The following is a 10,905-nucleotide window of genomic DNA, read 5'->3' as shown; positions in this document are numbered from 1 at the left end:
ATGAGCAACGATATCCGCACAATTGGTTTTATCGGTGCCGGAAATATGCCGCAAAGCATTCTCGGCGGAATGATTAAAGGAGGCTACCCAGCCAGCTCCGTTATTGTGAGTAACCCTAGCCGCCCAAAACTAGATATGCTGAAAGAGAAATACGGTATTTATACCAGCCAAGATAATCACGAAATTGCTCGTAAAGCCGATGTAATTGTACTCTCCGTAAAGCCACAGTTAATGCGTGAAGTATGCGAAGATTTAAAAGCTAATGTACAAGGTTGGGAGAGTAAGCTAATTATTACTATTGCTGCCGGTTTGCGCATGGATAGCTATTACGAATACTTTGGTAATAACATTGCTTTGGTGCGAGTAATGCCAAACACGCCTTCACTGGTAGGCGAAGGCGTTTCCGGTTTAGTTGCTGATGCCAACGTAAGTAAAACTGATCGCGATTTTGTAACCCGCGTATTTGATTTTGTAGGCATTACCATATGGCTCGAAGAAGAGGATGCTATTGATGTTCTTGGCGCTGTAGCAGGAAGTGGGCCAGCATATTTCTTTGAGTTTATGCATACTCTACAGCGCGCGGCAGAAGAACTCGGTATTGATAGCGAGCAAGCTAGAGCAATGGTGCAGCAAACCTGCTTAGGTGCCGCCAAAATGGCATCCGAAAGTGATTTATCGTTAATTGATTTACGCAAGCAAGTTACCAGTAAAGGTGGTTCTACTGCCAAAGGCGTTGAGGTGTATCAGCAAGCCGAACTTGGTAAAATATCTCAACGCGCAGTGAACGCGGCGGTAGCTCGCAATCAAGAAATGGCGAAATTGTTTTAAATTTAGCTTTTATATACATAACCACGGCGCTGCGCACTAGCGAGCAGCCAATTACGATTAAGGAAAAGAAATGGGGAATGGCGCGCAATTTTTAATCACTACCGCGTTTGGGTTTTATATCATGGCGGTAATTCTTCGTTTATGGATGCAATTGGCGCAAGTAGATTACTTTAATCCGTTTTCGCAGTTTATCGTAAAAATAACTGGGCCGGTGCTAGACCCACTGCGCAGAGTATTCCCTACCCTTGGTCGCTTCGATATCGCAGCAGCCTTTTTGGCGGCAGCTCTATCAGCGCTAAAAATATACTTGATTGTGCGCTTACAAGTGGGTGGCTTTCCGTATGGCGTAATGGAGCTATTAATTGCTGCGGTGCATGATGTGGTGGTAACCACTCTCAGTATCATTTTCTGGGTGTTGTTGATTCGCGCCATCATGAGTTGGTTCAGCCAAGGGCGTCATCCACTTGAATTCGTGTTAGCGCAACTTACGGAACCGATGTTAGCGCCAATACGCCGCATCATTCCACCCATCGGTGGCCTTGATTTATCTGTTCTCGTACTGATTCTGATTGTGCGCTTCATACAAATCAGCATTAGTTAACCAAAGGAGTTTAGCAATGCGATTCAGCAAACTTATCGGCGCGAGTATCTTGGTGGTAGCCAGTGTTCTAGCCTCTAGTTTCACTGTGGCAAGTGCAGCAAACGCAGCTCAAACTGGGCAAGCAGAAGAAGCACAGGGTGGCCAGTTCACCCGCTTCGATAATTGGGAAGTGCATTACATTGCGTTTCCAAGCACGATGCTACAACCTGAAATTGCCAGCCGCTACAATATCCGGCGCTCGGGTGCGCGTGGCTTAATCAATATTTCCGTGCTTGATACCGCGCGGGAAGATAAGCCTGCGCAGCGCGTAGCGTTGCAAGGTTATGCACTAAATAGCGTGGGCCAACGAATTAATCTCCAGTTTCGGCGTTTTGTAGAAGAGCCTGCAATTTATTACATCGCAGAAGTTGGCCATGAAAACGAAGATCGATTGCGCTTCTTTATCACTATCACCCAAGGCAATCGCAGCGAAGAATTACGTTTCACCCATACATTTTATCGCTAAAAAGAATGCCGCTGTACTTACTTTAAGTAGAGCGGCATCTTTAATTTCTCTGGCTCATTCCCTATAACTTCATCAATTCGGCTTACTGGGGTTTCACTCCTACTTTCAAAATTGTCCCGTCATCGGCTACTTCTCGAGCAGTAAACATTAAATTCCCCATTACTACGTGATCGCCAACCACTACTCGGCGATGGAAGCGGCGCAAGAAGATATCACTTACCTTAGTATTCAGATCCTCACCGCCTTCTTCTGGCAATACATAGAAGCTCGCCAAATCCCCCAAGGTTACATCCGCATTCAACACGAAATCACCAAAGAAAGATTTCCGGTTTATACGCTTACTAGTTCCGGTGGAAGCAAGCACTTCACTAATTCTGCTTACATCATCTGCAGCCGCTAACACCATCAGCGAATCGCCAGCCTGCAGTTTCGGATTCGTATTTGCGCGCAGCCAAACGCCATCGCGAATCAGCCCCACAAAATCGGCCGGCTGGGATAAATTAATTTCACTCCAATGATGCTCGGCAGCCGCGGAATCGTCGGTAATTTCATACACCACAACTTCCAGCACTTGCTTCGAATGAATGCTATCGAGCGGCATACGGAACTCCGGTTCAGGCTCAGGCGGAATTTCTAAACCCAGCTTGCGAGCTATCCAAGTAATACTCCACCCTTGCACAACCAACGATACCAACACCACTACGAAGGCAATTTCAAAATACAGTTGTTGGTTCTCTAAGCCAGCGATCCATGGAAACAGTGCCAACACGATCGGTACTGCACCGCGCAGCCCCACCCAACTAATAAAGATTTGATCGCGCCATGGAAAGCGGAATGGCGCTAAGCTGATAAACACAGCCAACGGCCGGGCAACAAAAATTAGCACTACCGCAAGAATTAAAGCTGGCACCAAAATATCTAGGGTAGAAGAAGGCGTCATTAACAAACCGAGCATTAAGAACATCACTATTTGCGAAAGCCAAGCTAGCCCATCGTGTACGCGCAAAATATGCATAACTTGCGGCAAACGCGCATTACCCACTACATAGCCCATCAGGTAAACCGCTAAGAAACCACTACCGCCCAGTTGCGCTGTTAAGCCGAATACCAGTACCGCGCCAGCTACTGCTAACAGCGGAAAAAATGAAACGTGCAGCTCTAAGTGCTTACAACCCCACACAAAAATGCGGCCACTTAACCAACCCACAATGCCTCCAACAAGGGCTTGCTGCACAAACAACAATATCACCCCGGCGTTGGTGGGCACATCAGGCTGAGCTAGAACACTTACCAGCGTAACGGTAAGCATAACGGCCATGGGATCATTACTACCCGATTCAATTTCTAAGGTAGCGGCTACCCGCTCTTTAATTCGCAGCTTTTGCGATTGGAAAATAGAAAATACAGCGGCTGCATCGGTAGAACCGAGGATGGCACCAAGCAACAGGCCTTCTATCCAAGAAAAGCCAAATAAATACGCCGCACTGATACCAGTAATCAAGCAAGTAATCAGCACTCCGAGCGAAGACAACATTGCAGCAGGCCCAAGTGCAACCCGAAAGCGTTCTGGGTGGGTACGTAAACCACCATCAAAGAGGATAATTACTAGCGCCACAGAACCAATCAGTAATGCCGCATCCGGATTATCAAATTGCAAACCTAATAAACCTTCATCGCCAGCTAGCATACCAACGCTTAAAAACACCAGTAGTAAAGGTGCGCCAATGCGCACTGAAAACTGCACAGCGAGTATACTGATCACTAATAATGCGCCAGCAATTAAAATAAGTAGGTTTACAGCTTCCATTAGAAAGAACAAACTCCTTTACCGTTTTCAGCTTTCGCTTTCCGTTTTCGCTTTCTGTTTCGATGATAGCACAGCGAATGAAGTGCGCTATAATGCGGTTTCGCATTTACTCGTTCTCCGCACTATCCGCACAAACATAAAGGTTGATGTATGGTTACCCCTTCTGCACAGCAAATCATTCTTGCCACCGGCAACCCCGGTAAAGTGAAAGAACTCAGTGGGTTATTGGTGCCTCTTGGGTGGCAAATCACGCCGCAAACTGAGTTGGGCGTAAGTGATGCAGATGAAACCGGCCTTACCTTTATTGAAAACGCCATTATCAAAGCGCGCCATGCCTGTGCCAGCACCGGTAAGCCTGCCCTAGCCGACGATTCTGGCCTAGCGGTGGATATTCTTGGCGGAGCGCCGGGCATTTATTCTGCCCGCTACGCCGATATGGATGATGGGATAGATTTTAATCGCTACAACAGTGCCGGCGAGGCTCTGAGCAAAGATAGTGCTAATATTGCCAAGCTATTAGCAGCATTAGCTGGTGTGCCCATGGAACAACGTGGAGCAGAGTTTCATTGCGTATTAGTATTAATGCAATCCGCTAACGATCCTACCCCACTTATTTGCCATGGCCGTTGGCGCGGCTTTATCACCGAACAACCCGCTGGAACTGAAGGTTTTGGTTACGATCCTATTTTTTGGGTACCGGAGCGCAACTGTACTTCAGCAGAGCTGAGTAAGGCTGATAAACAAAAACTTAGCCATCGCGCGCAAGCATTACAGTTATTGGTAAAGCAACTGGCAGGCTCTGCATGAGTAATCATCAGCTCCCAAGCTCGCACGCAGCAGCAACAGTGCCATTGCAGTTGCCACCGTTAAGCCTATATGTGCATATTCCTTGGTGCGTTCAGAAGTGTCCGTATTGCGATTTCAATTCCCATGCCCAGCCAGAAGTAATTCCTGAGCAACAATATATTGCCTGCTTACTGGATGATCTTGATGCGGATTTGCACTTTGTACAGGGCCGCAAGCTGGTGTCTATCTTTATTGGTGGCGGCACGCCTAGCTTATTCTCTGCCGCTGGTATCCGGCGGTTACTACAAGAAATTAAACAACGCATTCCATTTCACGAAACCATTGAAATCACCTTAGAGGCAAACCCCGGCACGTTCGAAACAGAGCGCTTCGCGGGCTTTGCTGCTGCAGGCGTAAATCGCTTATCCATCGGAGTGCAAAGTTTACAAGCGCAGCAACTACAACGCTTGGGGCGCATTCATAACCCACAACAAGCACAAACTGCCGCGGAGCATGCAAGCACCTTGCCGTTAACAAGTTTTAACTTGGATTTAATGCACGGCTTGCCGCAACAAACATTAGCCAGCGCCATGGCTGATTTAGAAGGAATTATTGCGCTTAAACCACCGCATATTTCTTGGTATCAACTTACCATCGAACCGAACACCATGTTCGCCAGTAAACCGCCCATATTACCGAATGACGATGTGCTCTGGGAAATATACGAACAGGGCCACTTGCGCCTCGCGGCCGCAGGTTACGAGCAATATGAAGTAAGTGCGTATGGCCAGCCCGGCCATCGCGGCCAGCACAATTTAAACTATTGGCGGTTCGGTGATTATTTAGGTATTGGCTGTGGCGCCCACGGTAAAATAACCTTGCCCGAGCAGGCACAGATTGTGCGCACAGAAAAGGTAAAACATCCGCGTGGCTATCTTGATTTAACGCGCAATTATACCAACCGGCAATGGCAAGTATCGGCTAGTGAGCGTACCTTCGAGTACTTCATGAACCGGTTACGCTTGCTCGAGCCCGTGCCGAAGCAAGAGTTCACCGCTTATACAGGGTTGCCACTCGAGCAGGCTGAAAGCGCGCTGGCAGATGCGATTGCCAAAGGCTTTATTATCAGTAGCGGCACTAGTACCAGTAGCCACTGGCAAACTAGCGCCACTGGCCGCTTATATCTGAACCAAGTACTGGCTGATTTGCTCGAGGATGAATAAAGAAGCAAGCACTGCTAAATCGCGGTGTATTTCATATCCCATACACCGTGGCCAAGGCGCTGGCCACGCTGTTCAAATTTAGTAAGCGGCCGCTCTTCTGGGCGAGGAATATAGCTGCCATCTGCGGCTTGATTTGCATAACCAGGTGCCACATTCATTATTTCTAGCATATGTTCAGCGTAGTTCTCCCAATCCGTAGCCAGGTGCAACACACCGCCCTCTTTAAGTTTGCTACGTAATAAGGCTACAAAATCTGCCTGAATTAAGCGGCGTTTATGGTGGCGTTTTTTATGCCACGGGTCTGGAAAGAAAATTTGCACACCATCTAAACTGTGCTCTGCGATCCATTCTTTCAGCACCACCACTGCATCATGCTCAATCACGCGCAAGTTCGTTACATCTTGTTGCTCGGCTTCAAGTAAGCAAGCACCCACTCCAGGCGTGTGCACTTCCACACCAATAAAATTCGTTTCTGGCGCCGCTTTGCCCATTGCTACTAACGATTTACCCATGCCAAAGCCGATTTCAAGAACTACCGGATTCGTGTTACCAAAAATAGCCACAAAATCGAGCTGTTCACCATCAAACTCAATACCCATGGTTGGCCATTGCCGCTCTAATGCGCCAGCTTGGCCCTTTGTTAGCCGCCCTTCACGGCGTACAAAGCTGCGCACTTGGCGCATATATCTACCTTCGCTAGTTCGCGGTTCGTTTGTTTGCGCAGAATCAGCTATGTTGTTTGTAGCTAATTCTTGATCTTGTGCCTTAGTCATTTATACCTCGCATATCTATTGGCGCATAGTATACAATTATTTCGCTCATTTAAGCAGCCCAATTCCCATTCACTAATACCAATAAGTAACCACTTGTAACCGCCCATGCAAAACTCCCATATGCAGCATATCGCGCCTAAAGATTTTGTCGCCACCGTATTAAAGTGGCAGCAACAGCACGGCCGCCATGATCTGCCATGGCAACAACCGGCTACACCCTATCGCGTACTGGTAAGCGAGATCATGCTGCAACAAACCCAAGTGGTTACGGTGATTCCGTACTTCCAACGCTGGATGCAAGCATTCCCAAACATTAGTGCACTAGCAAACGCCAGTGAAGACCAAGTGATGGCGCTTTGGCAAGGATTAGGATATTACTCGCGGGCACGGAATTTACAGAAAGCGGCTCGCTATATCGAACATGAACTGGGGGGTGAATTTCCTCGCGAACTAAAACAATTAGAAATGATACCGGGTGTAGGCAGATATACCGCAGGCGCTATTCGCTCATTTGCCTACGATAACTACGGGCCTATAGTAGATGGCAACGTACGTCGTTTATTTTGTCGGCTTTTCGCTATCGAAGGCCAGCCTACCGCCGCTGCTGTGAACAAAGCGCTCTGGCAACAAGCCGAGCGTTTAACACCTGAGCACAATAATCGTCACTTTGCACAAGGCCTACTCGATTTGGGCGCTACGTTGTGTAAGCCGAGAAATCCGGAGTGCCCGCGCTGCCCATTCAATCACGCCTGCGCAGCCTACACGCAAAACCGTGTTGGCGAACTGCCTACGGCAAAATTAAAGAAAACGCTACCTACAAAAACCGGCCACTTCTTGTGGCTAGCAAACAAAGCCAATGTAATGCTAAGCAAGCGGCCCGATACGGGAATTTGGGCCTCACTGTGGTGTTTGCCTGAAGTTTCTGAGGCGCCCGCAGCAGCAACATTAGTTGCCACCTTCAAACACACCTTTAGCCATTACAAGTTAAACGCGAAAGTGTGGCAACCAGAAGCTGATGCGGCCATCCGGAGTGAACTAATAGGCAGCGAGCTAAAAGAAGCAAGTAACCACTACCAGTGCGCGCATATCAATTTGCAGAATATCCACGAATTTGGCTTACCTGCACCGATGTTAAAGCTATTAAATAAACTGCTGCGGGAAGATGGCAACGGCTAACTACCCTTGCTTTCAATACTTGGTCTTTAAATACTTGGGCTTTAAATACATATGTTCAGAGAATTTGCGCCATGGCTAGGCTGTGCTAGTATTCGCGCTAATTATTTATTGCCTGGATTGGAGAAGCAAATGGCCCGCACTGTGTTTTGTAGCTACTTAAAAAAAGAAGCTGAAGGATTGGATTTTCAGCTGTATCCGGGTGAGCTTGGCGAGCGTATTTTTAACAATATCTCCAAGCAAGCTTGGGCAGAATGGCAAAAAAAACAAACCATGCTAATTAATGAAAAGCGCTTAAACTTGATGGATCCTACATCACGCGCTTTTTTAGAAGAGCAAATGGAAGGCTTTCTTTTTGCAGGTAAAGATGTAGAAATCGAAGGTTACGTGCCTCCGGAAAAATAACTAGGTCTGCGCATTTCTGTAGTTGGCGTGAATAATTATGCAATTCACCCCAACTACATATCATAGCCATCCTATGCATAGTAAAAGCATTGTGAATACCTCCCATAAGCAACCGAAATGCCATTTACAGCCCTTTAACCACGGGCTCGGTGGAGACAAAAGTGCTTCTGTGTTAAGCTAGCGGTTCGTTAGTTCAGTAGGGAGTTCACATGAAAATTCCAGCCTGGCGAAGAGCAGTAATTAAAGTTGGCAGTGCTCTTATCGCGCCAGATGGTAACGGATGCAGTTCAAAATATCTTTTAGCCATCGCTCGCTTCATTAATGAATGCCGTGAGCGCGGACAAGAAATTGTCCTGGTGTCTTCTGGATCCGTTGCAGCAGGCCGACATCATTTCAACGTTGAAGGTAACAACGCCCCGGTTGTGCTCAAAAAGGCTATGGCCGCAGTAGGGCAAACCCAAGTTATGGAAAGCTGGTCACGCTTTTTTGATTTCCCCTGTGCCCAAGTACTCATGACCCACGATGATCTTCGTGAGCGGGAACGTTACATCAGCATTCGCAATACCGTAAACGCATTACTCGAGCATGGCATTATGCCCATAGCCAATGAAAACGATGCGTTAGCCACCGATGATTTAAAAGTAGGCGATAACGATAATTTAGCGGCCATGGTTGCTACTGTTGTTGATGCCGATGCACTCTTTATTTGTTCCGATATTGATGGTTTATTCGATAAAGATCCGAACAAAAATAAAGATGCCACCCTACTTCCAGTAGTTGATGAAATCGATCAGAGTATTTATGCCCTGGCCGGGGGTTCTGCAAGTGCCGTAGGTACTGGTGGAATGCGAACTAAGGTTGAGGCTGCCGAGAAAGCAACCGCTCATGGCATAGACACTTACATATTAAATGGCCGTAAGGGCAGTAAATTCGAAGTGTTACTTCGTAACGAAAACCCTGGCACGCTATTTAAAGCAAAAGAAAACCCGTTAAGTAATAAAAAGCATTGGTTACGCCACACGCTAATTGCGCAAGGCGAAATTCTAGTTGATTCCGGTGCTGTAGATGCACTTCGTAACGAAGGCGAATCATTACTAACCTCGGGTATCGTGGGCATCGAAGGTAACTTTGATCGCGGCGATGCAGTGCTCATCCGGAGCGCAGAAAACATGGAAACGATCGCCAAAGGCATTTGCCGTTACAGCTCCCATGAATTAATTCATATTAAAGGGCAATCAGGCAGTGCCATCGCTGAAGCATATGGGTATAGCCCTATCAGCGAAGTAATTCATCGCGACGATTTAATGTTATGGAGAAAAAATGACTAATACAGAAACTAACAAAGAATTGGCTACCGAAATTTCTCAGCGCGCTGCGAAAGCAGCTCGCTCCATTGCTACCTTATCTACTGAAGATAAGAATGCTGCGCTACAACGTATGGCAGATAGCATTCGTGCTCACCAAGAAAAGATTCTATTAGCCAACGCCGCAGATTTGCGTGCTGGCGAAGAAAAAGGCCTTGATGCGGCAATGATGGACCGCCTCGCCTTAAATGCAGAACGGATTGAGGATATGGCAAAAGCGATTGAAGAAATCATCGCCCTGCCCGATCCAGTAGGTGAAAGCTACCTGCTTGAGGAACGCCCAAATGGCATGCGCATTGATAAGATGCGTATCCCGCTTGGCGTTATTTGTATGATTTATGAAGCGCGCCCGAACGTTACCGCCGATGCAGGTGCCCTATGCTTTAAATCTGGTAACGCAGTAATTTTACGGTGTGGACGAGAAGCAATAGGTACCAGTAAAGTAATCGCCGAAGCAATGCATAGCGCTATTGAAGCGAGCGGCTTACCCAAAGACGTAGTAACCGTGGTACCTACACCAGATCGCGATTTAATGGCCGAGTTGCTAAAGCAAAGCGATTACATTGATTTAGTAATTCCACGTGGCGGCGAAGGGCTTATTCACTATGTAAGCGATAACAGCAAAATTCCGGTTATTCAGCACTACAAAGGTGTTTGCCATCTATACGTAGATAAAGACGCAGACCTAGATAAAGCCTTGGCGTTATTGCTGAATGGCAAAACCCAACGTACAGGTGTATGTAACGCTCTTGAAGCAGTGTTGGTGCATAGCGAAGTAGCTGATAAATTCTTACCAATGGCGGCCAAAGCACTAGCTGAAAAGAACGTTAAAATTCACGCCTGCTCGGGTTCTTTAGAGCATTTCGATGGTGCTGAGCACATTGCCGATAATGCCTTTGGTGAAGAGTACTTAGCGCTAGAAATCGCGGTGCGCAAAGTAAATGATTACAGCCATGCAGTTGAGCATTTACACCAGTTCTCAAGTGGCCATACCGATGTGATTTGCACCGAGAACGAAACCACCGCGCGTAAATTTATTGCCGATATCGATTCAGCCGTAACCATGTGGAACACATCCTCGCGGTTCTCTGATGGCGGCCAGCTTGGCCTCGGTGCGGAAATTGGCATCTCAACTTCAAAGCTACACGCATATGGCCCTATGGGTTTGCAATCTTTAACTACCGAGAAGTTTGTAGTTACGGGTAATGGCCAAATACGGCCATAAACAAACAACCGAAGGCATCAGCCTCAGGTTTGCGGAACACTAAAAACAAGTGTTGCGGTAGAACTTTCGAGAAAATACTACCGCAACCTTGACACCCAACCGCAAAACGAGTTTAATACCCGCCGCATCGAAAGATGCACGGCATGCCCGGATAGCTCAGTCGGTAGAGCAGAGGATTGAAAATCCTCGTGTCGGTGGTTCGATTCCGCCTCCGG

Annotated in this window: 11 protein-coding genes; 9 read left to right on the top strand and 2 right to left on the bottom strand. The window is 47.3% G+C overall.

Features of this window, described 5'->3' with window-relative positions:
- The 3 genes from proC to ACNA7P_RS10470 form a co-directional block, all read left to right on the top strand.
- Nucleotides 1-828, top strand: an 828-nt coding sequence (gene proC, locus ACNA7P_RS10480) for a pyrroline-5-carboxylate reductase (protein WP_416258579.1), incomplete at its 5' end; no start/stop codon positions are given.
- A gap of 70 nt (nt 829-898) precedes the next feature.
- A complete protein-coding gene (locus ACNA7P_RS10475; protein WP_416258578.1) occupies nt 899-1,429 on the top strand; it encodes a YggT family protein in 531 nt (176 codons plus the stop codon).
- Between the two features lie 16 nt (nt 1,430-1,445).
- A complete protein-coding gene (locus ACNA7P_RS10470; RefSeq protein WP_416258577.1) occupies nt 1,446-1,934 on the top strand; it encodes a DUF4426 domain-containing protein in 489 nt (162 codons plus the stop codon).
- Between the two features lie 82 nt (nt 1,935-2,016).
- Here the strand turns inward: ACNA7P_RS10470 and ACNA7P_RS10465 are convergent, their stop codons facing one another.
- Nucleotides 2,017-3,741, bottom strand: a complete 1,725-nt coding sequence (locus ACNA7P_RS10465) for a potassium/proton antiporter (protein WP_416258576.1) — start codon at nt 3,739-3,741, stop codon at nt 2,017-2,019.
- 150 nt (nt 3,742-3,891) lie between these two features.
- Here ACNA7P_RS10465 and rdgB point away from each other — a divergent pair, with 150 nt between their 5' ends.
- The gene (gene rdgB / locus ACNA7P_RS10460) at nt 3,892-4,548 is read left to right on the top strand and encodes an RdgB/HAM1 family non-canonical purine NTP pyrophosphatase (RefSeq protein WP_416258575.1); all 657 of its coding nucleotides are present in this window, start codon (nt 3,892-3,894) and stop codon (nt 4,546-4,548) included.
- A 44-nt stretch (nt 4,549-4,592) separates the two neighbouring features.
- Nucleotides 4,593-5,750, top strand: a complete 1,158-nt coding sequence (hemW, locus tag ACNA7P_RS10455) for a radical SAM family heme chaperone HemW (RefSeq protein ID WP_416258582.1) — start codon at nt 4,593-4,595, stop codon at nt 5,748-5,750.
- Nucleotides 5,751-5,764: 14 nt separating this feature from the next.
- Here hemW and trmB read toward each other — a convergent pair whose 3' ends face one another.
- Nucleotides 5,765-6,484, bottom strand: coding sequence for a tRNA (guanosine(46)-N7)-methyltransferase TrmB (trmB, locus tag ACNA7P_RS10450; protein WP_416258581.1), 720 nt, complete (start codon nt 6,482-6,484; stop codon nt 5,765-5,767).
- A gap of 159 nt (nt 6,485-6,643) precedes the next feature.
- Here trmB and mutY point away from each other — a divergent pair, with 159 nt between their 5' ends.
- The 4 genes from mutY to ACNA7P_RS10430 all read left to right on the top strand — a co-directional run bounded on the left by mutY (nt 6,644) and on the right by ACNA7P_RS10430 (nt 10,690).
- Nucleotides 6,644-7,699: an A/G-specific adenine glycosylase gene (gene mutY, locus ACNA7P_RS10445; protein WP_416258574.1), complete on the top strand. Its 1,056-nt coding sequence runs from the start codon at nt 6,644-6,646 to the stop codon at nt 7,697-7,699.
- A 129-nt stretch (nt 7,700-7,828) separates the two neighbouring features.
- Nucleotides 7,829-8,101 (top strand): oxidative damage protection protein, encoded by a 273-nt coding sequence (locus ACNA7P_RS10440; RefSeq protein ID WP_416258580.1) that lies wholly within the window; start codon nt 7,829-7,831, stop codon nt 8,099-8,101.
- 209 nt (nt 8,102-8,310) lie between these two features.
- Nucleotides 8,311-9,429, top strand: coding sequence for a glutamate 5-kinase (gene proB / locus ACNA7P_RS10435; protein ID WP_416258573.1), 1,119 nt, complete (start codon nt 8,311-8,313; stop codon nt 9,427-9,429).
- Entirely contained in the window at nt 9,422-10,690 is a 1,269-nt protein-coding gene (locus ACNA7P_RS10430; protein WP_416258572.1) for a glutamate-5-semialdehyde dehydrogenase, read from the top strand. Before proB ends, ACNA7P_RS10430 begins: the two co-directional genes overlap by 8 nt.
- Nucleotides 10,691-10,905 lie beyond the last annotated feature (215 nt).

It is taken from the genome of Aliidiomarina sp., assembly GCF_047920995.1.
In the GTDB taxonomy this organism is placed as follows: domain Bacteria; phylum Pseudomonadota; class Gammaproteobacteria; order Enterobacterales; family Alteromonadaceae; genus Aliidiomarina.
The sequence above is the reverse complement of the archived record's forward strand: the minus strand, read 5'-3'. Positions and strand labels throughout refer to the sequence as shown.